We start from the raw sequence: 22,631 nt of genomic DNA, 5'->3' as shown, positions 1-22,631 counted from the left end.
CCCGCCCCCGGCCCCACCAACCACCCGCCGGGGCGGCCCCCGCGGCGGGGGGGGGGGGCCCCCCCGCTGCGGATCCCGTCCCCAAGCCGGGCGGATGTAGTGCATAAGGGGCCTAGACTGCCCGGACTTCCTCGGCCTGCGGACCTTTCTGCCCCTGGCCGATTTCGAACTCCACCCGCTGGCCCTCTTCCAGGGTCCGGTAACCGGAGGCCTGTATCGCCGACCAGTGGACGAACACGTCCGTTTCTGCCTCGTCGAGGGTGATGAAGCCGTACCCCTTCTCCCCGTTAAACCACTTGACGATCCCCTGCGCCATGATGTTTCTCCAACCTAGATTCCAATGCAGCCCTCCGGTGTCGCACTTGGGCTCCGGAGCCGCCGGCCACTGCGCAGGCTTTCGATTCCAGTGGAGACCGAGGCCAGCGCCGCAGACCGGCTGGCAACACTCTAACCACGGTGACGTACATCACAAGTGGGTTGTTGATAACGTTATGGTCTTTTTACACCCTTGGGGGTTTGCGCACTTCCTACCGGAAGCCGGGGGCCAGGACCACGGTGACGTTCGTGAATCCGGGCGATTCCACCACGGTGGGAATACCCAGGTCGGCGCCCAGCTGCTGCGCGTTCACGGCTTGGGCCGGGTTGCCGTAGTAGACGGCTGTAACCTGCTGGGGTGCTCCGGTCCAGTTCCCAACCGTGCCCACGGCCCATCCGGCACCGGTCACACGCCCGGAGACATTGGCCCCAAGCCCGCTTACGCCGCTGGCGTTCAGCACCACAACCGGCTGCGTACGGTCTACCGCAGGCTCAGGCGCAGGCTCGGGCACGGGTTCAGCAGTGTCGCTTGCCGCCGGCGTGGGCTCAGCACTATCTTCGGGCTCAGCCTCTGCGGGCTCACTCGATGCGCTCGGTGCCGGCGTAGCGGTGGACTGCGCTTCAGCGGACGGCCCGGGGTTGCCCGCGCCAATGCCCAGGCGCGGCAGCACGAAGTAGGCGGCGAGGCCGATCATGAGGGCAAGCACACCCACGGTGATCAACAACCCCAGTCCGCTCGAGCGGGTGGGGATAAGGCGTTCACGGTGCACGCCCTGCCGCGCCGAGGTCTCGGGGACCTTGTCGAACTCGTCCCGGGGATATTGGCTCATGGTGGAAATTTCATCCTTGCTCTGAAGGTGCCGTGTTCAACACGCCGGCGTTGGTGGCTAACGCCGGACTAGACGCCCGTGCCCAGTCGGCGGGCGGTACGGGCCTGCTGGCGGCTCGTTCGTAGTCTACGCAATCGCTTGACCAGCATCGGATCGTGGGCGAGGGCTTCTTCGGTGTCGATCAGTGCGTTGAGGACCTGGTAATACCGTGTTGCCGACATACCGAACAAATCACGGATTGCCTGTTCCTTGGCTCCGGCGTACTTCCACCAGGCCCGCTCCAAGGCGAGCATCTGCTGTTCCTGGGCCCCCAGCGGGCTGTCCGGATCCACGGTGCCGTCCAGCGAAAACCGTTCGGCTTCTGTCGATTCCGCCACATACGCTCCCAAAAAAGATCCCGTTTATACCTACCTGCCATGCTAATTGGCAATAACACAGTTGTCATTTAGGCGGTCTGGGGAGCTTCGCCGGGAGGCGCCGGTTGTCCTTCCGGAGAAAAATACCGAAAACTGGAGCAGTGACAACAAATGAACCACCGCTCTTTGCCTACAGCGCTGTTCCGGAACCGGCGGATGACATCCCGTTCCCTTTCGCCGCCCCCACCCCCCTGTCAGCGGTGATGGCGGCGGACTGGGCCGAGGCATTGGCTCCCGCTGTTACCGGCTTTCATGAGATCGCCGCGGATTTGGACGCCGAACGGCGTGCCGGCCACAGCATCCTGCCAGCCCCGGGGAACATCCTGCGGGCCTTCCAGCGCCCGCTGTCCGAAGCAAAGGTACTGATTGTCGGACAGGACCCGTACCCCACGCCTGGACACGCCGTCGGACTGTCCTTCTCGGTGGACTCCCGGGTGCGCCCGCTGCCGCGCAGCCTGAACAATATCTTTACCGAGCTCCATGCCGACCTCGGCGTGATGCCCGGCCCGTCGGGAGACCTCACGCCGTGGGCGGAGCAGGGGGTGCTCCTGTTGAACCGGGTGCTCACCGTCCGTGCCGGCGCAGCAGGGTCACACCGCCGCCGCGGCTGGGAGGAAATCACGGAGCTGGCGGTCCGGGCATTGGCCGCCAGGCGCCGCCCGGACGGAACCCGTCCCCCGCTGGTTGCCGTGTTGTGGGGCCGGGACGCTCGAAGCGTTGTCCCGTTCCTCGGGGGCTCGCCCACGGTGGAATCGGCCCATCCCAGCCCGCTCTCCGCTTCCCGCGGGTTCTTCGGTTCCCGGCCGTTCAGCCGCGTTAATGAGCTGTTGGCGGAGCAGGGCGCCGAACCGGTGGACTGGCGGCTGGGCGCGGTACGGTAGTTTGAGCGATTCCCTAGGAGATAAGTCCATGCCAGAAACTCCCCCGCGCCAGCAGCCCGGCGATTCCGCACCGCGGAAACCGCGGCCGCTGGTGACGCTGGAAGTCCTCCGCCGGGAGCAGATCAGCGAGCACATGGTCCGGATTGTTGCCGGCGGTTCCGGTTTCGACCGGTTCACGCCCAGCACCTGCGCTGATGCCTACTGCAAAATCTGGTTCGGGCCGGACGGAGCGCCGATCGACGGCACGGAGGACCTGGAGAGCATCCGTGCCCGGAGCGAGCGCGACCAGTGGCCGGTTTCGCGCACCTACACCATCCGGAGCGTAGACCGGCTCGCCCGCGAAATCAGCATCGATTTTGTGGTCCACGGCGATGAAGGCCTGGCCGGACCGTGGGCTGCACGGGCGCAGCCCGGCCAGCACCTGACCTTCTCCGGTCCGGGCGGAGCCTTCAACCCCAGCCCGGACGCAGACTGGTACCTCCTGGCAGGCGATGAGTCCGCGCTGCCCGCTATCGCCACCGTGCTCCGGGCGCTGCCGGCCGACGCCGTTGGCCAGGCCTTCGTGGAAGTGGCCGGTCCGGGTGACCGGCAGCAGATCAGCAAGCCGGCGGGCGTGGAAGTGACGTGGCTGTACCGCGGCAGCACTCCGGCCGGCCGAAGCGGGCTGCTCGCGGAAGCCCTCGCTGCAGCCCAGTGGCAGGACGGAACCGTGCAGGTCTTTGCACACGGCGAACGTGAGGCGATGAAAGCCCTGCGGGACATCCTGTTCAGCCACCGCAGGCTGGAGCGTAGCCAGGTCTCCCTCTCAGGCTATTGGGCCGCCGGGCGCACCGAGGATATTTTCCAGGCTGAGAAGCGCACCCCGGTGGGAAAGATCCTTTAGTCCCGCGCCTCCTGGCCACTGCCCCGAACTTCCCACGCTTTGGGACTGCTGTTGCCCGTGGGGTCACATGGGCCCCTCTGGTACCGAAGCGTGGGAATTCCCGTTCCCAGCCCGGCCCCCGGGCACAAAAAAGCCCGGTCCCTGCGGGCCGGGCTCTTTGCGGTCAGCGCCGCCGGTTGCGGCGGTCGTTGCCGTTGAGGTTCCGGGTGAACGGACGGCCCAGGTTGTCGCCCAGGACCACGCCACCGGAGATGGCCAGGATGACGGTAAGGGCGTCGAACAGTCCCACCGCACCTGCATACATGTCCCCGGCATCGATGCTCAGCCCGTACATGGAGCGGAAGATCGCCAGCCCCGGGAACAGGAACAGGACCGCCGGCACCGCTACGATCAGCTGCGGCGCCTCCATCCGCAGGGCCACAATCCGCGCCACCATACCAATGAAGATGGCGGACACGGCCGGTGTCAGGCGCGGACCCACCCCGCCGGCGTCGGCCACTTGGTAGACCAGGAAACCGGCCACGCCAATCAGCACCGTGGGCAGGACCAGCCTGCGCGGCGACTGTTCCACAATGCAGATGGTGGCCAGGGCGATGGCCAGCAGCAGCACCGTCACCGGGAAGGAGTATTGGGACGAGGCCACGTCCGTGACGTTCAGCCGCCCCATCCCGAAAAGCGCTCCCGCCACGAGGGCGACGGCGATGCCGGCCACCAGGGCGCCGAAGGTCAGGAACGCGGACAGGAACCGGCCCGAGGCGGTAACCGGGAACCCGTTAATGGCATCCTGTACGGCCGAGACCAGCCGGCCGGTGGGCAGCATCAGCAGGATGCCGCCCGCCACCACGATGCCGGGCGAAATGGGAACCTGCATGGACCAGAACAGCATCGCCATGGCCGTAACCACGAATCCGCTGGCCGCCGTCGTAAAGAAGTCCGGCACACGCCAGCGGCCCAGCACACGCTGGAGGAGGCTGACCATCACCGTGCCGGCGAAACCCACCAAGGAGGCCAGCGGTCCCCCACCGATGAATCCGACAATGGCTGCGGAGAAGATCCCCGCGGAGAACGTGACGGCCCAGCGCGGGAACGGCTTGGGCTGGTGCGTGATCTCGCTGAGCCGGTTGGCGGCTTCCGCGCGGGTCAGGCCGCCGTCGATGATTTCGGTGACCAGCTGGTGGACCAGCCCCAGCCCGGCATAGTTGTTGGTCCAGGAGCGCACCACGCGCATCACGGTGATGGGTGTCTGGTCCTTGGGCGAATAGTTGAGCAGCACCGACTGGTTGGTGATGTCCACTTCAATGCTTTCCAGCCCGAAGGCAGCGGTGACCGCGATGATGGCGGTTTCCACTTCCAGCGCGCCAGCCCCGTACCGGAACATGGTTTCGGCCATGCTGAGGGCCAGGTCCAGGGTTTTGCGCGCATTGGCGTCCGGGCCTCCGGTACGCACCAACGGATTGGCGTAGGGGCTGCCGGCCAGCCGCTCCACAATGGACATGGCCTGAGTGGGCGGGTTTTCGCCTTGGACGAGGCGGCGCAGCATCCGTTTGGCTGCTGCGGAGGACCGGTCTGTGCGGACGGCGGTGGAGCTCAGCGGCGACGTACCTGCCGGAACGTTTTTGCGTGTCCGTGCGGGCCGTTTTTCCCGCGGCACAGCCGGCTTGCGGCTACGTTCGGGCTGCGGCGGCCGCACGGCCTTGGACCCCACCGGGCGTACCACGGACGTGGTGGGCGGCGGCGGCTTGGGCCGGGTGCTGCGCAGTGCCGCGGTGGGAACATCTGCTGCCGGACGGGCCGAGCCCGGGGCCTTCGACGGCGGCGTGGGCGCCTTAGCGCCGCCCCGCTGGGACCCGACGGGCCTTGCTTTCCCGGTCTGGGCCTTCCCGTCCGGCGCCTTTCCCGCGGGCGCCTTCCCCGTGGAGGCCTTCCCCGCCGGTCGCTGGCGCCCGGCGGGGATGCTGATCACCGGGATCAGCCCTGCGGACGGGTCCGGATTCGGTGCCGACTCCGGATTCGGTCCGGACTTGGGGCGGTCCGGACCGGACGTGTTCTCCAAGGGGCTCACCCTTTCGCCTCTGGTTCCGGGTCCTGCCCGGGTTATCTGGTGGTACGGCTTAGTAGAACGGCTGCTGGTGGCGGCGCCAGTAAATCTGCCGCGCCACCTTTTCGCCTATGGTGTTCCAGATCCGGTACCGGACGGGATCCACCACGTAGTCATAGCAGCCAACGAAGTCGGTAACCGTCTTCGAGAAACTGGTCTTGAACAGGCCCAGCCCGTGATGCGGGTGGCTCTTGTCCTTGAGCTGGTTGCTCGGCGGGGTGCCGCAGAAGTCGTAGGACGTGATGCCGCATTCGTCCTTGAGCTCATTGATGGCGGTCCACTGGACCAGGTGCGAATCTCCGTACTGGGACCGCTTGGGTTTGGAACCGCCGTCCTTGTACGTGCCCTTGTTCCCGTAGGCGATGACAAAGGCACCTACGGTGGGTTCCCCGTCTTCGAAGGCGAAGTAGAAGCGGCCCTGCCCGGCGGCCACAAAGTTGGACCAGAACCGGTGGTAGTACTCGTAGGAACGCATTTTGGCCGAGGACCGGTCCTCGATGTGGGCCATCAACTGGTACATGGTCCGCATGTTTTCCTCTGTGGGTTCCACCCGGCGCACATCGGCGCCTTCACGGATGGCCCGCCGCACGGCGTTGCGGCCGCGGGAGGAGAGGTTCTTCAGCAGCTGCTCAGAGTCCGGTGTGGTGTCCAGCAGGGCGGTGGAGTCGTTGGGCTGCAGGTTGAACGTCTTGATGAAGCCGGCACCGGTGAACAGTGCCTGCACCTCTTCGCTGTCCTCGATGTCGGGCTCGACTTTGATGGCGAAGACCTTGCGCCCGGTCTGCTTGATGAAGCGGGTCAAGGCGTTCACCACCAGCGGCACGTCTTCGGGTGCGGCGACGTCGGGGCCCTTGATCAGGTACCAGAGGCTGCCCAGAAGGGGAACCTTCTTCTCGATGGCGAGGGTGTAGGTGGTGTAGTCCGGTCCCGTAAAGGCCAGGTACACGGGGTTCCAGCCGTGGTGGGACTTCACCTCGGCGAAGGATGCTGACTGCAGGACGTTGCCGCCGCCGGGGTTCGCCAGCACGTGCTTATCCCAGTTGTCGATCTCCTCGGCAGTGGCCAGGCGTGCACTAAAATCTCGCAAAATACCTCAACTAATGGTTTGTTCACTGCTTCGTTTTCAGCGCATCCGGCAGGTGCGCCGGCCTGCTCGTGAAAAGCGGGCCTCGAACCGGCTCCCAGTCTATCTGTTGCAGCACCGCCCCCACGAAACTTCCTCACCGCCCTCAGCCCGGCGCCGGCAGGAACCAGCGGACCCACGGTTCTTCTTCCGTCAGGTCCCAGGCCCGCTGGATCAGCTGCCGGTCCTCCCCCGTAGTCCGGGTCTGTTCCTGCCTCAGGTACTCCCGCCAGCTGGGTACGTCGTATATCTCCCGGAACTGGTCCCGGTCGGTGATGGAATGCACCAGTTCCCAGTGCGTGGCGCCGGTCCGCATCCGGCTGAGCCGAACCTCGTGCATGGCTTGGACAAAGGCGTCGGCCCGGTCCGCCGGCACTTCGTAAGCAATCAGCACGGTCACCGGCCCGGCATCCGGCGGGGGTTCAACGGGAGCGGGGATGTTGAGGTCCGGGTTCGGTGCCGCTGCCACACTGCGGTCCAACTTGCCGGTGCCCGGCAGCAGCGGCAGCACCAGCACACTGGCGCCAACCAGGGCCAGGACAACGGCGGCAAAAGCGAGGGTGGGGGCGTAACCGGCGCCGGTGGCTCCGGATCCCCAGAACACGGCTCCCACGGCCTGGGACCCCGCGGAGATCATCAGGTAGATGGACAGTCCGCGGGCACGCACCCATTCGGGCAAGGTCAGCTGCATAGCGGCGTTGAGGGTGGAGAAGGTGAAAATCCAGGCCATGCCGCTGGCTACCAGCAGGATTGCCACGGCCCAGGCGGGCCAGTACCCGGCGGCGAACGCGCCTGCGGCGAACACCACCGAGCTGATGCCCAGCAGGGCATTTTCACCCACCACCTTGCGTGCCCGCGGCAGGAGCAGGACGCCCAGGATCGCGCCGGCGCCCAGCGCACCGAGCAGCAGCCCGTAGCCGGTGGATCCCAGCCCCAGGTGTCCGTTGACGGCCACCGGAAGCAGGGCATACAGCGCGCTGGCCGGAAACACGAAGAGCCCTAGGCGCAGAAGGATCCGCCGGATCCGCGGCGCCGCCCGGATGTAGCGCATGCCGGCGGCGAGCGCTTCGCCCACATGCTCTCGGTCCGCGGCTCCCTGAGCCGGGGCACGCCATAGGTAGATGGCTGCGGCTGTGCCAATGAAGGAGACGGCGTTGAGGCCGAACACAAAGGCCGGACCCACCAGGGAGACCAGCAGTCCGGCAATGGCCGGGCCCACGGCCCGGGCAGTGTTTATTGCCACGCTGCCCAGGGCAGACGCCGCCTGGATCTCCTTGCGGGGAACCAGTTCAGGGGTGATGGCTTGCCAAGCGGGGGTGCTCAGTGCAATGCCGCACCCGATCAGGAACGTATAGAGGAGCAGGGAATCAGGGTTTAGCAGGCCCAGGGCGGCCACTACGGTGAGCGTGGCTGCGGCACCGGCGGCAAAAACGTTAGCGCCCAGGATCAGCCGGCGGCGGTTGAAGGCATCCGCCAGGACCCCGGCAACCAGCCCCAGCAGCAGGGAGGGTGCCAGGTTTGCCGTCTGGACCAGGGACACCAGGGCAGGATTCCGGCTGTTCTCCACCAGGAACCATTGCGCGCCAACGGTCTGCATCCAGGTGCCGATATTGGAGCCGAGCTGGGCCAGCCACAGGATAAGGAACATCCTTCGCCGCAGCGGCGACCAGGGTGAGTCCATACCGGTTCCTTCCGTGCGGTGCATCCGGTCATCTGGTCAGGGGCTGGAGGGAAATCCCTTCCATGCATGGGCAAACCGCTCCCGCGCCTCCTCGGCATTGGCTTGTTCCAAGGCGTGCAGCCTACCGTAGGTGAACCCGTTTTCCCCGGCCGCTGAAGCCGCAGCTCCCATGCGCCGCAGGTAGGCACGGGTCACCACGCTGTCCTGGTACTCGCCGAGGATTTTCTGCATGTGTTCAGCGGCTTCCACCGTGGCTCCGGCTTCCTTCGGCGCCACCGGTTCCCATACTTCGGCGGCGTAGCGCAGCCGCTTAGCGTCCTTGCGGGCCTCGTGCATGGCCTCGGCGTATTCGTCGCCGTCCAGGTCCCGGGCCTCACGGACCCTGCGGTGCAGCCGTTTCCGGTCCCGGCGGATCATCCGTGCGGCCGCCGGGCCTGCAGGGTCCGCCGCCGTCGTTGTCCATACCGGTTCCGCCACCAGGGTTTCCAGCCGGTCCAGCGCGGAGAAGTACCGTCCGGACCCCAGGGCCTCACGGATGTGTCCGTAGGCCTGGCGGTAGTCATGGAGCAGTTCCTCGTCGATCCGTGCCGCGACCGGCCCCATGACCAGGTCGACGGGTTCGGCTTCCACCAGGTCCCGAAGCCGGTGCCGCATCACCTGCGCATCCCGGGCTTCGCCCAGGACCCGGGCCAGCCACCGCAGCTCCCCGCGCAGTGAACGCGCCGGTTCCCGCTCGACGGCGGTGCGGTAGCTGGCCAGCGCGGAGCGGAGCCGGCGGGTGGCCACGCGCATTTTGTGCACCCCGTCCGGTTCTCCCCGGCGGACCCGCGGCTCGTGCCGCAGAAGCTCGGCGAACTGCTCACGCAGATAGCGCTGCAGCAGATCCCCGACCGGGCTGTCGGCGTCCAGCGCTTCCTCCGGTCCGACGGCGGGTTCCTTCCCTTCCGCCGGCTCCGCTTCCGCCGGATCCGCCCCGGCCTGCCGTAACAGCGCCTCGAGCTGGTCGGCCAGCACGGTGTCCGGCGCCGCAGCAATCCAGTTCCGGCGGATCCGGGGCACTGCTCCCGGCGCCGCACCGGCGTCGTGGACCTCAACCGTTTCATCGGCAACCCAGCCTGCCGCGCCGCCGCCGCTGTCCAGCAGCGGATACGTCGTCACCCGCGCTTCGGCAGTTTCCACCGGTTCGAGCGGTCTGCCCCGCAGCACCGCCTGGAATCCGTCCACCAGTTCCGGTGGCACCTCAGCAGGATCCCCTGCCGCTGCGGTGCGTGCGTCCGCCTCCGATTCGCCGGGCAGGGCCGTGCGGACCCAGTGCGTCCCGTCCTCGTCGCTGATCCGGGACACCGCCAGCCCGTGCCGCCGCAGAGCGCTGTCCTCCGTGTCATACCGGGTCTCGGAGCGGTGCCCGGTGCGCGGTTGCCCTACCGCGGCCACTGCGGGGAGCTCGTGCAGCGGTGGAAGCATCAGCGCTTCGGCGGCGGAAAATCTCAGGGGGCTTTCGGTACCAGTTCCGGCAACCATGTGCGCCAGTATAGGTCGGCCGCGGCTGCTCCGGGGAGTCCCCCCGCACTACCGGCAGTGCGGGGCCGCAGGTAGCATCGCGGCATACGAAACTCGAAAGGGAGCGGATATCCAACCGGCTCGGAGGCCTTCGATGAACTCAATGCGGTACGTCAAACTCGGAAATTCCGGAGCCACGGTATCGGCCATCGGCCTGGGCTGCATGGCTTACGGCGACCCCGACCGCGGCACCCACCGGTGGACGCTGCGGGAGGAAAGCGCCAGGCCGCTGATCCGGCGCGCGGTGGAACTGGGGATCAACTTCTTCGATACTGCCAATGTGTATTCGGCCGGGCACAGCGAGGAAGTCCTGGGCGCCGCCGTCGCCGAATACTGCCGTCGCGACGAGGTGGTGCTGGCCACCAAGGTGCACGGCGAGATGGGGCCCGGACCCAACGGATGGGGGTTGTCCCGCAAGCACATCCTCTGGCAGGTCGACGCCAGCCTCCGGCGGCTGGGCACCGACTACATCGACCTCTATCAGGTGCACCGCTGGGACGGGAGCACGCCGTTGGAAGAAACCCTGGCCACCCTGGATGAACTCGTGACCGCCGGCAAGGTGCGGTACCTGGGGGCATCCACCATGTATGCCTGGCAGTTCACCAAGGCACTGTTCCTGCAGAAACAGCACGGCTGGGCGCAGTTCATCACCATGCAGGACCACTACAACCTCTTCTACCGCGAGGAAGAGCGGGAAATGCACCCGCTGTGCCGGGACCAGGGGATGGGGGTGCTCCCGTACTCCCCCCTGGCCCGCGGCCGCCTCGCCCGCCCTTGGGGAGCACGGACCGCGCGGCTGGACTTCGACGAACCCGGCAACCAGTTCTACGCCGGAAACGAAGAGGTTGACCGCCGGGTTGCCGACGCCGTGGGTGAAGTGGCCGCCGGCCGCGGGGTAAGCCGCGCCCGGGTGGCGCTGGCCTGGGTGCTGGGCAACCCGGCGGTCACGGCGCCGCTGGTCGGCGCCACGGATGCGGCACAGCTCGACGACGACGCAGCGGCCCTGGACCTGCAGCTCACCGACGAGGAGTTCCGCCGGCTGGAAGAGGACTATGTACCCCGCCCGGTGGCGGTTCTCTAGCCCTTGACGGACCCAGCGATCAGGAACCCGTCGGTGGAGGTAATGAAGGACAGCAGACCCACGCTGGCCGGGATAGGCGTGGCCAGGCGCAGGATGATCGTGAAGAACACCTGGATGTGGCTGGCCCCGACACACGTCAGTGTAAGCGTGTGCACCCAATCCGTCCACCGACTTGCGCTGTGCCGTTGAAGTGGATCAGCTTGCTTACTGTTGCATACCTCAAAAACCCCGGTATTGCGGTTCAAAAGGGGGCAAACGCGCGCTGCCGCGAAACGCAATGGAAGCGTTTGCATTTTCTGCCGGAACACACCCTAGGATGTGGGCATGCTCAGTTCTGTACTTCATGATTCTTCGGCCCTGGCCCTTGTACATCCCGCCCCTGCGGACCGTGAATGGTGGCGCTCTTCGGTGATCTACCAGATCTACCCCCGCTCGTTCCGGGACCTGAACGGTGATGGGATCGGAGACCTGCCGGGCATCACCGCAGAACTCGGAACACTGGCAGAACTGGACATCGACGCCGTCTGGCTATCCCCCTTCTACCGGTCGCCCCAAAAAGACGCCGGCTACGACGTCGCCGACTACCGGTCCGTTGATCCCATGTTCGGCACCCTGGAGGACTTTGACGCCCTCGTCGCCGAAGCCGGCCGGCACGGCATCCGCGTCATCGTGGACCTGGTCCCCAACCACTGCTCCGACCAGCACACCCTCTTCCAAGCCGCCCTGGCCGCCGGCCCCGGCTCCCCCGACCGGGACCTGTTTATCTTCCGCAACGGCACCGGCGAAAACGGAAACAACCCGCCCAACAACTGGCAGTCCCACTTCGGCGGCCCCGCCTGGACCCGCATCACCGAACCCGACGGCACCCCCGGTCAGTGGTACCTGCACCTCTTTGACTCCTCCCAGCCGGATTTCAACTGGGACTCACCGGCAGTGCACGCGGAATTCGAGCAGACCCTGCGCTTCTGGCTGGATCTCGGCGTCGGCGGCTTCCGCGTGGACGTGGCCCACGCCCTGATCAAGAAATCCGGGCTGCCCGACTGGGGCGGCCGCGCCGACGGGTCCTCCTCCGAGGGCTACCCCGGAGCCGAGGCCCCCATGTTCGGACAGCCCGGCATCCATGACATTTACCGGTCCTGGCGGAAAATCCTTGACTCCTACGGCGGAGACCGGGTGCTGTGCGCCGAAGCGACCATCGACCCGATAGACCGGCTGACCGACTGGGTTCGGCCGGACGAAATGCACCAGACCTTCAACTTCGCCTACCTGCACCACCCCTGGCATGCCCCGGCAGTGCGCCACGTCATTGAATCCTCGCTGCGCGCCTTCGACAAGGTAGGCGCCCCTACCACCTGGGTGCTCTCCAACCACGACGTCGTCCGGCATGCCAGCCGGTTCGGCATCACCACCCATCAGGAACGGCCAGGCGACGGAATTGGATCATCGGATCCGCAGCCGGACTACGGCCTGGGCATCTCCAGGGCCCGCGCGGCAACCCTGCTGATGCTGGGCCTGCCCGGCGGCGTATACCTGTATCAGGGCGAAGAACTGGGCTTGCCGGACCACACCACGCTGCCGGATGAATACCGCCAGGACCCCACCTTCCACCGCACGGAAGGCGCACGCCTGGGCCGGGACGGCTGCCGGGTGCCGCTGCCCTGGACGCCGGACGCCCCGGCACTGGGATTCAGCGACGCCGGCCAGGCCTGGCTGCCCCAGCCTGAGGGGTGGAACGCCCTGGCCCGCGGCGTCCAGCAGGCCGATCCCGATTCCACGCTCAACCTCTACCGGACCGCACTGGAACTGCGCCGCAGCCTGGACCTGGGCAACGGTTCGCTGGCCTGGTACCCCGGGTACGATCCGGAGTCCGTCCTGGCCTTCGTCAACGGCGGCACCGCGGCCCTGATGAACATGGGCAGCGACCCTGTGCCGCTGCCCGACGGAGAGCTGGTGGCGTGCAGCATCAACGGCGCCGTCATGGACGGTTACCTGCGGCCCAACCACAGCGCCTGGGTTCGGCTAAGCTAGCCAACCGCACCCGCAATCGCTCCGGAGGAACACCGTGCCAGGAATCAAAGACGTCGCAGCCCACGCCGGCGTCTCCGCAGCCACGGTGTCCCGCGCGCTCAGCGGCAACGGTGCGGTCTCCGCAAGCACCCGCCGGAGGGTGCTTGCGGCAGCTGAGGAGCTGGGATTCGTCATCTCCTACAACGCTTCCTCCCTTGCCTCGGGCCGGACGCGGAATGTGGGAGTGGTGATGCCCGGTGTGGGGCGCTGGTACTTTGCCAAGGTGCTGGAGGGCGCGGCGTCGGCCCTGATTGAGGCGGGCTACGACCTGACGCTGTACAACACCGGGGACGGCCCGGGGCACCGGGAAAGCGTGCTCAAGGAGATGCTGCGGCGAAAACGGCTGGACGCGGTAATCACCGTTGCCCTGCGGCTCACCGATGAAGAGCTGGCCCAGCTGCGGGCGGTGGACAAGCCCATTGTGGCCATTGGCGGTCCGCTCCCGGGCACCGCGGCCATCCGTGTGGACGAGGTTGGCATTTCGGCCCTGGCCACCGGGCACCTGATTTCCCTTGGACACACGAGGATTGCCCATATCGGCGGCGGTGAGGAACTGGAGCGGGACTTCCAGCTTGGCGGAACCCGGCGCACCGGGTACGAAGGAGCCATGCGCGACGCCGGCCTCACGCCCGAGCCGGGCTGGGTGGCCAGCGCTGAATTCTCCGTGGCCGGTGGTTTCCGGGCCGCCAAAGCCCTGCTGGCCCGGCCAGACGTCCGGCCTACGGCAATTTTCTGCGCCGCTGACGAGATTGCCGTCGGCACCATCCTGGCCGCCCGGGACCTGGGGCTTCGGGTGCCGGAAGACCTCTCCGTGATTGGGATTGACGGCCACGACATGGGCGAAGTCTTCGGTCTGACCACCATCTCGCAAAGTCCCGAGGGGCAGGGGGCTGCTGCTGTGGCCGCCGTCCTGGCGCTGATGCGCAACGAGCCGGTGGACGATTTCGGGTTTTTTCCCACCGAGTTCGTGGTCCGTTCCAGCACAGCTGTTCCCGGCAGGTTGCGCGCCTGAACGATCCGGCGGACGCGTGTCACATTGGTTATTGCGCCACGCCCGTTATTGCAGAGATCCCGCGGGGACGGCCATGCTTAGGTTGAGATTGGTCCACTGCCTCCTTTTCCCGCGCCCTGTTACAGAAAGACGTCTGGATACGCATGCTGTCTTTGGTCTTATGGCTCATCCAGCTGGTGTTGGCACTGCTTTTTGCCGGGGTCGGATTCATGAAGCTGTCCCAGCGGCATGCCCGGCTTGTGGACAATCTTCGCTGGCCGGAGGACTTTCCCGCCGGCACCGTGAAGCTCATTGGGCTCCTCGAGGTTCTGGGCGCGGCCGGGTTGGTGCTGCCGGAGGCAACCGGGTGGCTGCCTGTGCTGACCCCCGTTGCTGCGTCCTGCCTGGCGCTGATGATGGCATTGGCCATAATGGTCCATGTCCGCCGCGGAGAGCGTAACCGCATTGCCTTGGCGGCCATCCTGATGGCCCTCTCACTGGTGGTTGCACTGGGCAGGTTCGGTGCCTTCTCCGCCCTGGGCATGTAGGAGCCTCGAGTGGCTGCCGCTTCCAAACAACCCGAAAATCCGCCCCTTGCCCGCGTGGTGGCGGACCTCTACGCGCTCCTGCCCTCCGAGTTCACCGCCGCCCGCAACGCCCGCGCCGCCGATGCCGGACGGAACGGAGACAAGGACCTGGCCAAACGCATCAAAGCCCTGCCCAAACCGTCCACCGCAGCCTGGCTGGTGAACCTGCTGGCGGACCGGAAGCAGGATGACCTCGCGACGGTGCTTGACCTCGGTGCTGCCCTGCGGGAAGCGCAGGAGGACCTGGACCAGAAGCAGCTGCGCCGGCTGAGCACCGAACGCCAGCGGCTGCTGCGTGCCATCGTCCGATCGGCCCGGGACCTGGCCGCGGACCTGGGCCATCCCGTCAGCGAGGCCCTCGCCGGCGAGGCGGAGCAGACCCTTTGGGCCGCAATGACTGATTCAGCGGCCGCCGACGCCGTTGCCAGCGGACAGCTGGTCCGCTCCCTTGCTGCCAGCGGCTGGGAGGAAGTGGACCTCGACGGCGCAGTAGCGGATCCGGACTCGGTGCGGCCCGCCCGGAGCGGGTCCGGGGACCGTACCGCAGCCACCAGCGGGACAGCTCCAAGCCCGGCGAAGGGCGCCGGGAAAGATTCTGCCGCCGACAGCCGCCGCCGGGCCGCGGCCGAACGGTTGGTCCGGAAGCTGCAGTCCGAACTGCAGGACGCCGAAGGCGACGAACGGACAGCGCAGGAGGCGTTCGACACCGCCCAGCAGGAAGTAGATGAAGCAGCCGGCCGCCGCGACCGGCTGACGGATGAAATCGATGACCTGCGCGAACGGATCCGGGAGCTCGAACGGGAGGTCTCGGCAGCAGACCGGCAGGCCGGTCTGCTGGAACGCGAACGGGACACTGCCCGGCGGGCGGCCCGCTCTGCCCGCCGCTCCGTGGAAAAAGCCCGCCAGAAGCTCGCCGATGCCCGGGACGCAGCCGACGCCGGGAAATAGGTACGGAGAATGAAGGCGCCCTACGGGACCGGCCGGAGCATGCCGAACCGGCTGCGGATCCGGGCCAGGTCGGTGGGATGGCCCGTCCCGGGGAACACGCCGTCGTAATCCGGCAGGCCGATCACATCCAGCCGGCACCCGGCGTCGTACAGCACGTCCACCACATTGCCGAAGCGCTGCCAGCCGTAGGGGCTGGAACCGCCGGTTTCCGGCACGCCGCAAATCACCCAGTGCCGCCGTGTGGAGGCGAGCTGCAGATAATCCGAGGTGGCGGACTGGGCGTGGCAGAGGTCCTCGAAGTCGAACCAAAGCTGCGTCCCGTCATCGCGCAGGGCCTGCAGCGTCCGGGTACCCGGGGTAAGCTGCGCCGCTTCCTCCGGTCCCGGCAGTGACAGCCCGGCGCGGGACAGCAGGGCCGGAGCGCACCGGCGCAGGTGATGCCCCGCGGCGAACCCGTTGGTGTTCCGGGCGGTTGTTCCGGCGGTAGGCACGGTCCGGTAATCCACACCTGCATCCAGCGCCACTACCTGAATATTCCCGGTGATAAGTGCGATTCCCGGTTCGAAGAGGTGATGGAACATCGGATCGGGCAGCAGCTCGGCAGGGGCGTAGTTGGACGTGGCCACCAGGACTATCCCCCGATCCAGCACCATGCGCAGCATCCGGGTGATGAAGGCGGCATCGGCCGGATCATTGACGTGGAACTCGTCGAAGCACAGCAGACGCACGGTGCCCAGCATCTGGTCCAGTGCAGCGGCGAACGCTGACTCGCGCCGGTAGCCGGGGTTGCCGTAGCCGGCGAAGACGCGGGCGTGCAGTTCGCGGAAGAAATCGTGGAAGTGCAGGCGGCGTTTGGCCTGGATGTCCACCGACTCGAACAGGGTGTCCAGCAGCCACGTCTTGCCCCGGCCCGGCGGCCCCCACAGATAGACGGAGGCGTTCCCGGCGGCCGGTTCGGGCGAACGCGCTGCAGCGGCGGCGCTCACGAGGGCGGGCAGGGCGGCCAGCTGTCCCCGGTCCAGGTCCATGCCCTGCATGCCGGCGGCCCGGCGGAACTCCTCAGCCGCATTGTCAGCCTGGACGGTACACATGCTTCCGTTCTACCCAACCGGCAGTCCGGCACAAAATGCGTACCGGCTGTCCGGCCGGCTGCGCGCGGCATAACCGGGCCGCCTAACAAGGCTGCAAACCGGCACAAACCGGCACAAATAGGTGCAGGAAATTCGGCCTAATTATTCCAACCGGGCGGTGGTACGGTCGGAGTCCGGCACGGAACGAATAACCATTGCTGCAAGCGGACTAGCCCCGCTATGGAGGAATCATGACCGACCATGTTGCCAATGTCCAAGACTGCTCCGTCACCAACTGCGACTTCAACCATGAGGGCTGTACGGCTTATGCCATCACCGTGGGCGGATCGCGGGAGCATGCCAGCTGCTCCACTTTCATTGATACCTCGGCCACCGGCGGCCTGCCCAAGGTCCTGGCCCAGGTGGGCGCCTGCCAGCGCAACGAGTGCAGGTTCAACGACCACTTGATGTGCGACGCCCACGACGTACGGGTAGGGCCGGGCGCCGAACTGGCGGACTGCCTGACCTACCAGCCCCGGTAACCGATGCCCTCAGTTCTTCTCGCCTCCAACGTTGAGCTGCCCGAGCCCTGGCCCGGCGGTTTCGCCCCGGCCGTGGCCGCTCTGGCCGGCGGCGGAAAGGTGCAGCGGCGGTTTGGCGTGGCCGCCCGGAACCGGGTTCCGGTTCCCGCGGGGACCGAGGTCTGGCTGCTGCAGCGCGGCAGCGACCTGCGCGGCCCGCGCGGGTTGGTTGGCCACGGCACCGCGCCCGGCCCCCTTGCTTCCGGGGGCACCACCCTTGAGGTGGATTTCGATCTCTTGCTCCCCTTGGGCGAGCAGTTGCCCATCGCCCTCCTCCTTCAGCGGATGCCCGGGCTGCCTTGGGCTGGACGGGCCGGCCTGAGCGCACTTCCCGACGCCGCGGTTCCGGCCCTGCGGCGCATCTGGTCCGAATTCATCGGCCCCCAGCCGGACCCGGTGGTTCCCGGCCCGGGGTCCGTTGGCGGGCAGTGGCTGCGGCAGCAGCACGTGAACCGGTTTGAGCAGGACGCCGAGGCGCGGCGGGTGTGCCTGGCTTTCCACGGTGATGCCTGCGCTGCCTGCGGACTGGACCCCGCCAGCCGGTACGGCGCAGCAGGTGCCGGCGTGATTCAGGTGCACCTCCTGGTTCCGGGTCCGGATCTCGCCGAGGACTACCGCCTGGATCCGGTGAGCGATCTGGTGCCGCTGTGCCCCACCTGCCACGCCGTGGCCCACACCCGGGTGCCGGACCCGTTGACCCCGGCCGAAGTGCGCGGACTGCTGGCTGCTTCAGGAGAAGACGCAGGGACCGGCCCCGGAACCGCCGTCGTCGGCCGCGTTGTCAGTGCACGCCAGCTGCAGGCGCAGGAAGACGCTGACCGGCTGCGCGGATTTCGCTAGACTCGAAGATCCATGAGCATTCCAGCGAGCACCTCCAAATCCGTCCGCGTGGACGCCTGGCTGTGGGCCGTGCGTGCCTACAAAACGCGGTCCGCGGCCACTGCCGCCTGCCGTGCCGGGCACGTCCGGCTGAACGGCAACCCGGCCAAGGCCGCGCAGCCGGTACAGCCCGGCGACACCATCCGTGTGCGCCAGCCCGGTTTCGAACGGATCCTGGAAGTACGCCAGCTGATCAGCAAACGCGTGGGCGCCGAGGCGGCGTCGCACTGCTTCACCGACCACACGCCGGCCCGTCCGGCAGCCCCCGCGCTCGGCATTCCGGTGCGGGACCGGGGCGCCGGCCGGCCCACCAAAAAGGACCGCCGCGAACTGAACCGGCTGCGCGGCGGCAGCTAACCTGCTGCGGCGGTGTCACAGCTCACAGCGGGGCAGCCGCACACGAGCATTTGCGTGCCTAAGATGGTGCCCAACTGTTCTCCGGGACGCTGCCGGCACCGCTGCGGACCACATCCAGCAGAAGGAACCCAGGTATGCCGCAAGCACCAACTCCTCCCCCGTCCCGGCTTGCGAACCTGCGCGATTTGGGTGGCATCGCGGTAGCGGGCGGACAGGTCCGGCCCGGCTTGGTCCTGCGCGCCGACGACGTCGCCACCACCACGCCGGAGCAGGTCGCCGAGCTGGTGGAGGCAGGCCTGCGCACCGTCATTGATCTCCGCTCCCCCGAGGAAGCACAGCGGACCGGGCGCGGTCCGTCCGCCAATCACGGTGTGGAGTATCTGGCCCTGCCCCTGACTGATGCCATGGGTGCTCCGACCGAGCGGGCAGGAGACCTCCTGGCCTCGGTCCGCACCCCTGAGCATGTGGGCCGCTGGTACGCGAAGATCTTCACCGCCCAGAAGGAAAGCCTGGTGCGCGGACTCGAAGCCGTGGCCGATTCCCCGGGCGCCGTGCTTTTCCATTGTGCTGCCGGCAAAGACCGCACCGGCCTGTTCGCCGCGGCGCTGCTTTCAGCGCTGGGAGCGGATCCGGAGGCCATTACCCAGGACTACGCCAAGACGCAGGAACGGTTGCCCGAGGTATACCGGCGGATGGGGTTGAAAGACCTCAGCGGCGGCCTGGATATTCCGATGGACCACCCGGTGCTTGCCGCGCATCCCGCAGCTATGCGGGCCATGCTGGACACGCTGGCCGGACGGGCCGGTGCTGCAGCCGGGGCCGGTGGCGCCGGTGGCGCCGGCGGGGCCGGGGCGATGGCGGTGCTGCGTGCCGGCGGACTGACCTCGGAGTTGGTGGGCAAACTTCGCAGCCGGCTGGTGCAGCCGGTGCCGGCCCAGGTGTAGGGGGCCTTCCGGTGTCCGCCCGCCCGCAGCGCATTGCCTCTGCCCCCGGGAGGGTCAGCACGGGCCCCAAACGGCCTGCTGCCCTGTTGCTGCTGGCCACGCTCGCAGCGGTGCTGTGGGCAAACGGAGTATGGGTGAGCCCATCACTGGCCGGCTCCTACGAGAAGTTCTGGGCGGCTACCGTAGAGGTGCGCGCCGGCGGAATGGACCTCGAACTGACCCTGCGCGAACTGGTCAACGATGTTTTGATGGCCGTTTTCTTTTTCGTCGTCGGGTTGGAGGTGCGCCGGGAATTTGCCCTGGGAGAACTGACCAACCGGTCCCGGGCCGTGGTCCCGGTGGTGGCCGCGGCCGCGGGTTTGGCGGTACCGGCAGTGATTTTCCTGCTCTTAACCATGGGGACGGACAACGCCGGAGCTTGGGGTGTGGTCATCTCCACGGACACTGCCTTCCTGCTGGGCGCCCTGGCCATAGTGGGCCCCAAAGTTCCCGGCCGGCTGCGGATCTTCCTGCTGACCCTGGCGGTGGTGGACGACGTCGCCGCCCTGAGCGTCATCGCTGTGGTCTACACCGATCATTTGAATCCCCTGGCCCTGATCCTGGCCTTCGCCGGATTGGTCGCCGTCTTCTGCACCCGGTACCTGCCCCGGGGCCGCGGTCCCGCCTATGCCGTCCTGGCGGTACTTATCTGGCTGGCCTTCTACGCTTCGGGCGTGCACCCGACCCTCGCCGGCGTCGGCATCGCCCTGCTGGTTCCGGTGTTTGCACCCGGCCGGCACCAGGTGGAACACGCATTGGACCTCGCCCGCGTTTTCCGCCAGTCGCCCAACTCCGGCTATGCCCGTGCTGCCGCGTCCAGCCTGCGGGAATCGATTTCCATTAATGAACGTCTGCACAGCGCATACACCCCCTACGTGGACTATGCGATTCTGCCGCTTTTCGCCCTTGCCAACGCGGGGGTCCGGCTGGACGGGCAGTCCCTGCTGCGGGCAGCGCAGTCGCCGCTGGCGTGGGGCATTGTGTGCGGCCTGGTGCTGGGGAAGTTTATTGGCATTTTCGGGGCCTCGGCGGTACTGAAGCGGCTGCGGATTGGGGAATTCGGTCCCGGGCTGACTCTGGGCCGGATTGCCGGCGGGGCAGCGCTTTCCGGCATCGGCTTCACCATTGCCCTGTTCATCATCGGGCTGGCCATCCCCGATCCCGGCGTGCAGAACGAGGCACGCGTCGCTGTCCTGGCCGCGTCCGTCCTCGCTTTCGCCGCAGGGGCGGCGGTCTTCGGAGTCCTGGAGCGGCGGCGTCCCGCGGTTCCGCCGGGACAGGTCTTGGCGCGTCCGGTGAATCCGTCCCGGGACCATGTGGTGGGCCCGCCGGACGCCCCGCTTACGCTGGTGGAGTACGGGGACTATGAATGCCCGTTCTGCAGCAAGGCCACCGGCACCATCATGGAAGTACGGGAGCACTTCGGACCCCAGCTGCGCTACGTGTGGCGGCATTTCCCGCTCTCCCGCGTCCATCCGAATGCCGTGGCAGCTGCGGAAGCGGCCGAGGCAGCCGCTCTGCAGGGACAATTCCGTTCCTACAGCTCCTACCTCTTTGAGCACCAGGATGACCTGCTGCCCGAAGACCTGCTGCGCGCTGCGGAAGAGGTGGGACTCGACATGGAACGCTTCGAGGCGGACCAGCGCTCCGCCGAGGTCAGCAATCGGGTTTTGGATGATGCCCTCGACGCCGAGTCCATGGACCTGAACGGCACACCCACGTTTTTTGTCGGCACCCGCCGGCATCACGGGCCCTATGACGCCGCCACCCTCATTGCGGCATTGGAAGCGTCCCGGCCTTCCCCGTCCTGACCCGGCGCAGGCGGCTAGCCCCGGTGCTGCCGGCCAGACCCGGTGCAGTCGGTCAGACCCGGTGCAGTCGGTCAGCCGGGTAGGCTCTGTAGCCATGGAAAAGAAGATTTTGGTCACCGGAGCGGGTCGGGGCATCGGCGCCGCAATCGCAGCGGCCCTCGCGGAGGCCGGCTGCACAGTTGCGCTGCATACGGGTCACGACGGCGAGGCGGCCCGCCGGGTGGCTGCCGCCCTTCCCGGGACCGGGCACGCCGTCGTCGTCGGCGATCTGTCCTCGCCGGAGGAATGCGAACGCGTTTTCGCTGAAGCAGTGGGGACCCTGGGCGGGTTGGATGTGCTGGTCAACAATGCCGGGGTGTTCCGGGCGCAGCCGGTGACGTCCGGGTCCTATACCGACTGGCAGCAGGCCTGGCGGCAAACCCTGGACGTGAACCTGGTAGCACCGGCGAACCTGTGCAGGCTGATGGCCGACCACCTGATGTCCCGTCCGCAGGGACCCGACGGCGGCCGGCTGGTCAATGTGGGCTCGCGCGGGGCGTTCCGCGGGGAACCCGAGAATCCCGCCTATGCGGCCAGCAAGGCCGGACTGCACGCGCTCACCCAGTCCCTGGCCCTGTCCCTGGCTCCGCACGGCGTCTTCGCTGCCGCCGTCGCTCCGGGTTTTGTGGATACCCGGATGGGCCGGCCCGCTTTGGAGGGAGAGAGCGGTGTGGCGATCCGGGCGCAGAGTCCGTTCAACCGCGTGGCCGAGCCGGAGGAAGTCGCGGCCACCGTGGCGTGGCTGGCGACCGAGGCGCCGGTGTGGACCAGTGGCACCATCATCGATGTAAACGGTGCGTCCTACCTGCGGTGACCGGTGGGGGGGTCTCTGGGGCGTATTGAGCGGCGCCTCCCGGGGTGCCTCCCGGGGTGCCTTCCGGACCTAGGTAGTCGCGTTCGAAAGTCGGGTATTTGGACTTTTCCGAGGAGTCGTTTTGGCCCTGTTTTGGGCCCGGAAATGTCAGTGCCGACTGAAATTCTTGAGGCATGGATCAGCTCGGGAACACCGAACCGATAACCGAAGAGCCAGAGGCTGCACGCCGGACCGCCGAGGGGCGGGCTGGTACCAAGGATGCGTCGGACACGGATCGCACATTAGCGGTGTTTCGGGCGGACCCCGGTGCCGGCACTGCCGCCGACCAGACCAGTGCTGCCTCGGGATTTCCAGATGGTTTCAGTGGAACCCTGGCGCTGGCGAACCTCGAATCCTTCGACAACCAGGCAACCGGTGAAGTCCTGGTCCGGGTCGCACACCTGATCGCGTGGGCGGAGGCGCAGCGGGCCCGGGTGCTGAACCGGATGGAAACCCTCGTCCGGGAGGATTACGCCGGCGCGACCGGACGGGTGGAACCCGGGATGGCGTTCACTCTTGCCGCCGCCGAGTGTGCCGCCCTCCTGCAGATACCGCACGGCACCGCGCAGCGGATGATGTTCGAAGCCGGCCTCCTAT

General features: G+C 67.4%; 23 protein-coding genes. 14 read left to right on the top strand and 9 right to left on the bottom strand.

Annotation, left to right across the window (positions count from 1 at the left end; all coding sequences use genetic code 11):
- Nucleotides 1-112: 112 nt before the first annotated feature.
- The 3 genes from LJ754_RS11480 to LJ754_RS11470 all read right to left on the bottom strand — a co-directional run bounded on the left by LJ754_RS11480 (nucleotide 113) and on the right by LJ754_RS11470 (nucleotide 1,522).
- The gene (locus LJ754_RS11480) at nucleotides 113-316 is read right to left on the bottom strand and encodes a cold-shock protein (RefSeq protein ID WP_227913533.1); all 204 of its coding nucleotides are present in this window, start codon (nucleotides 314-316) and stop codon (nucleotides 113-115) included.
- A gap of 211 nt (nucleotides 317-527) precedes the next feature.
- Complete coding sequence (locus LJ754_RS11475) at nucleotides 528-1,145, bottom strand: LytR C-terminal domain-containing protein (RefSeq protein ID WP_227926672.1); 618 nt, start codon at nucleotides 1,143-1,145, stop codon at nucleotides 528-530.
- A 68-nt stretch (nucleotides 1,146-1,213) separates the two neighbouring features.
- Nucleotides 1,214-1,522 carry a DUF3263 domain-containing protein gene (locus LJ754_RS11470; protein WP_227913535.1) on the bottom strand — a complete coding sequence of 103 codons (309 nt, stop codon included), beginning with the start codon at nucleotides 1,520-1,522 and terminating at the stop codon, nucleotides 1,214-1,216.
- 140 nt (nucleotides 1,523-1,662) lie between these two features.
- Between LJ754_RS11470 and LJ754_RS11465 the strand changes: the two genes are divergently transcribed.
- Together LJ754_RS11465 and LJ754_RS11460 are read left to right on the top strand one after the other, a co-directional pair.
- Nucleotides 1,663-2,442: a uracil-DNA glycosylase gene (locus LJ754_RS11465; RefSeq protein WP_227926671.1), complete on the top strand. Its 780-nt coding sequence runs from the start codon at nucleotides 1,663-1,665 to the stop codon at nucleotides 2,440-2,442.
- Between the two features lie 28 nt (nucleotides 2,443-2,470).
- Nucleotides 2,471-3,325, top strand: a complete 855-nt coding sequence (locus tag LJ754_RS11460) for a siderophore-interacting protein (protein WP_227926670.1) — start codon at nucleotides 2,471-2,473, stop codon at nucleotides 3,323-3,325.
- A gap of 163 nt (nucleotides 3,326-3,488) precedes the next feature.
- Here the strand turns inward: LJ754_RS11460 and LJ754_RS11455 are convergent, their stop codons facing one another.
- From LJ754_RS11455 to LJ754_RS11440, 4 genes are all read right to left on the bottom strand, one after another.
- Nucleotides 3,489-5,378, bottom strand: coding sequence for a threonine/serine ThrE exporter family protein (locus LJ754_RS11455; protein WP_331461524.1), 1,890 nt, complete (start codon nucleotides 5,376-5,378; stop codon nucleotides 3,489-3,491).
- A gap of 58 nt (nucleotides 5,379-5,436) precedes the next feature.
- Complete coding sequence (locus tag LJ754_RS11450) at nucleotides 5,437-6,510, bottom strand: lipid II:glycine glycyltransferase FemX (RefSeq protein ID WP_227926669.1); 1,074 nt, start codon at nucleotides 6,508-6,510, stop codon at nucleotides 5,437-5,439.
- 142 nt (nucleotides 6,511-6,652) lie between these two features.
- Complete coding sequence (locus tag LJ754_RS11445; RefSeq protein WP_227926668.1) at nucleotides 6,653-8,227, bottom strand: MFS transporter; 1,575 nt, start codon at nucleotides 8,225-8,227, stop codon at nucleotides 6,653-6,655.
- 36 nt (nucleotides 8,228-8,263) lie between these two features.
- The gene (locus tag LJ754_RS11440; protein WP_227926667.1) at nucleotides 8,264-9,748 is read right to left on the bottom strand and encodes a CYTH and CHAD domain-containing protein; all 1,485 of its coding nucleotides are present in this window, start codon (nucleotides 9,746-9,748) and stop codon (nucleotides 8,264-8,266) included.
- A gap of 142 nt (nucleotides 9,749-9,890) precedes the next feature.
- Between LJ754_RS11440 and LJ754_RS11435 the strand changes: the two genes are divergently transcribed.
- The gene (locus LJ754_RS11435; RefSeq protein WP_227926673.1) at nucleotides 9,891-10,868 is read left to right on the top strand and encodes an aldo/keto reductase; all 978 of its coding nucleotides are present in this window, start codon (nucleotides 9,891-9,893) and stop codon (nucleotides 10,866-10,868) included.
- On the opposite strand, the gene LJ754_RS11430 is transcribed toward LJ754_RS11435, so the two are convergent.
- Entirely contained in the window at nucleotides 10,865-11,023 is a 159-nt protein-coding gene (locus LJ754_RS11430; protein ID WP_442860326.1) for a hypothetical protein, read from the bottom strand. The genes LJ754_RS11435 and LJ754_RS11430 overlap by 4 nt on opposite strands.
- A 169-nt stretch (nucleotides 11,024-11,192) precedes the next feature.
- Between LJ754_RS11430 and LJ754_RS11425 the strand changes: the two genes are divergently transcribed.
- The 4 genes from LJ754_RS11425 to LJ754_RS11410 all read left to right on the top strand — a co-directional run bounded on the left by LJ754_RS11425 (nucleotide 11,193) and on the right by LJ754_RS11410 (nucleotide 15,461).
- Nucleotides 11,193-12,896 carry a glycoside hydrolase family 13 protein gene (locus tag LJ754_RS11425; protein WP_227926666.1) on the top strand — a complete coding sequence of 568 codons (1,704 nt, stop codon included), beginning with the start codon at nucleotides 11,193-11,195 and terminating at the stop codon, nucleotides 12,894-12,896.
- 34 nt (nucleotides 12,897-12,930) lie between these two features.
- Nucleotides 12,931-13,947, top strand: coding sequence for a LacI family DNA-binding transcriptional regulator (locus tag LJ754_RS11420; RefSeq protein WP_227926664.1), 1,017 nt, complete (start codon nucleotides 12,931-12,933; stop codon nucleotides 13,945-13,947).
- Nucleotides 13,948-14,090: 143 nt separating this feature from the next.
- Nucleotides 14,091-14,474, top strand: a complete 384-nt coding sequence (locus LJ754_RS11415; protein ID WP_227926663.1) for a DoxX family protein — start codon at nucleotides 14,091-14,093, stop codon at nucleotides 14,472-14,474.
- 9 nt (nucleotides 14,475-14,483) lie between these two features.
- Nucleotides 14,484-15,461: a hypothetical protein gene (locus LJ754_RS11410; RefSeq protein WP_227926662.1), complete on the top strand. Its 978-nt coding sequence runs from the start codon at nucleotides 14,484-14,486 to the stop codon at nucleotides 15,459-15,461.
- Between the two features lie 20 nt (nucleotides 15,462-15,481).
- Here LJ754_RS11410 and zapE read toward each other — a convergent pair whose 3' ends face one another.
- Nucleotides 15,482-16,552, bottom strand: coding sequence for a cell division protein ZapE (gene zapE, locus LJ754_RS11405; RefSeq protein WP_227926661.1), 1,071 nt, complete (start codon nucleotides 16,550-16,552; stop codon nucleotides 15,482-15,484).
- Nucleotides 16,553-16,782: 230 nt separating this feature from the next.
- On the opposite strand from zapE, the gene LJ754_RS11400 reads away from it, so the two are divergent.
- The 7 genes from LJ754_RS11400 to LJ754_RS11370 form a co-directional block, all read left to right on the top strand.
- Nucleotides 16,783-17,073, top strand: a complete 291-nt coding sequence (locus LJ754_RS11400) for a DUF1540 domain-containing protein (protein WP_227913546.1) — start codon at nucleotides 16,783-16,785, stop codon at nucleotides 17,071-17,073.
- Nucleotides 17,074-17,076: 3 nt separating this feature from the next.
- Complete coding sequence (locus LJ754_RS11395) at nucleotides 17,077-17,952, top strand: HNH endonuclease (protein ID WP_227926660.1); 876 nt, start codon at nucleotides 17,077-17,079, stop codon at nucleotides 17,950-17,952.
- Between the two features lie 12 nt (nucleotides 17,953-17,964).
- Nucleotides 17,965-18,348, top strand: coding sequence for an RNA-binding S4 domain-containing protein (locus LJ754_RS11390; protein WP_227926659.1), 384 nt, complete (start codon nucleotides 17,965-17,967; stop codon nucleotides 18,346-18,348).
- A gap of 134 nt (nucleotides 18,349-18,482) precedes the next feature.
- Nucleotides 18,483-19,292: a tyrosine-protein phosphatase gene (locus LJ754_RS11385; RefSeq protein ID WP_227913549.1), complete on the top strand. Its 810-nt coding sequence runs from the start codon at nucleotides 18,483-18,485 to the stop codon at nucleotides 19,290-19,292.
- Nucleotides 19,293-19,303: 11 nt separating this feature from the next.
- A complete protein-coding gene (gene nhaA / locus LJ754_RS11380; RefSeq protein ID WP_227926658.1) occupies nucleotides 19,304-21,142 on the top strand; it encodes a Na+/H+ antiporter NhaA in 1,839 nt (612 codons plus the stop codon).
- Between the two features lie 94 nt (nucleotides 21,143-21,236).
- A complete protein-coding gene (locus LJ754_RS11375; protein WP_227913551.1) occupies nucleotides 21,237-21,995 on the top strand; it encodes an SDR family NAD(P)-dependent oxidoreductase in 759 nt (252 codons plus the stop codon).
- 173 nt (nucleotides 21,996-22,168) lie between these two features.
- Nucleotides 22,169-22,631, top strand: a 463-nt coding sequence (locus LJ754_RS11370) for a hypothetical protein (protein WP_227926657.1), incomplete at its 3' end; no start/stop codon positions are given.

It is taken from the genome of Arthrobacter sp. zg-Y40 (assembly GCF_020731535.1).
Taxonomy (GTDB): domain Bacteria; phylum Actinomycetota; class Actinomycetes; order Actinomycetales; family Micrococcaceae; genus Arthrobacter_B.
The sequence above is the reverse complement of the archived record's forward strand: the minus strand, read 5'-3'. Positions and strand labels throughout refer to the sequence as shown.

Excerpts from the sequence above, each read along its gene's own strand:
- LJ754_RS11480 (WP_227913533.1), bottom strand. The coding sequence starts at position 316 with ATGGCGCAGGGGATCGTCAAGTGGTTTAACGGGGAGAAGGGGTACGGC.
- LJ754_RS11475 (WP_227926672.1), bottom strand. The coding sequence starts at position 1,145 with ATGAGCCAATATCCCCGGGACGAGTTCGACAAGGTCCCCGAGACCTCG.
- LJ754_RS11460 (WP_227926670.1), top strand. The coding sequence starts at position 2,471 with ATGCCAGAAACTCCCCCGCGCCAGCAGCCCGGCGATTCCGCACCGCGG.
- LJ754_RS11445 (WP_227926668.1), bottom strand. The coding sequence starts at position 8,227 with ATGGACTCACCCTGGTCGCCGCTGCGGCGAAGGATGTTCCTTATCCTG.
- LJ754_RS11440 (WP_227926667.1), bottom strand. The coding sequence starts at position 9,748 with ATGGTTGCCGGAACTGGTACCGAAAGCCCCCTGAGATTTTCCGCCGCC.
- LJ754_RS11435 (WP_227926673.1), top strand. The coding sequence starts at position 9,891 with ATGCGGTACGTCAAACTCGGAAATTCCGGAGCCACGGTATCGGCCATC.
- LJ754_RS11425 (WP_227926666.1), top strand. The coding sequence starts at position 11,193 with ATGCTCAGTTCTGTACTTCATGATTCTTCGGCCCTGGCCCTTGTACAT.
- LJ754_RS11415 (WP_227926663.1), top strand. The coding sequence starts at position 14,091 with ATGCTGTCTTTGGTCTTATGGCTCATCCAGCTGGTGTTGGCACTGCTT.
- zapE (WP_227926661.1), bottom strand. The coding sequence starts at position 16,552 with ATGTGTACCGTCCAGGCTGACAATGCGGCTGAGGAGTTCCGCCGGGCC.
- LJ754_RS11400 (WP_227913546.1), top strand. The coding sequence starts at position 16,783 with ATGACCGACCATGTTGCCAATGTCCAAGACTGCTCCGTCACCAACTGC.
- LJ754_RS11395 (WP_227926660.1), top strand. The coding sequence starts at position 17,077 with ATGCCCTCAGTTCTTCTCGCCTCCAACGTTGAGCTGCCCGAGCCCTGG.
- LJ754_RS11390 (WP_227926659.1), top strand. The coding sequence starts at position 17,965 with ATGAGCATTCCAGCGAGCACCTCCAAATCCGTCCGCGTGGACGCCTGG.
- LJ754_RS11385 (WP_227913549.1), top strand. The coding sequence starts at position 18,483 with ATGCCGCAAGCACCAACTCCTCCCCCGTCCCGGCTTGCGAACCTGCGC.
- LJ754_RS11375 (WP_227913551.1), top strand. The coding sequence starts at position 21,237 with ATGGAAAAGAAGATTTTGGTCACCGGAGCGGGTCGGGGCATCGGCGCC.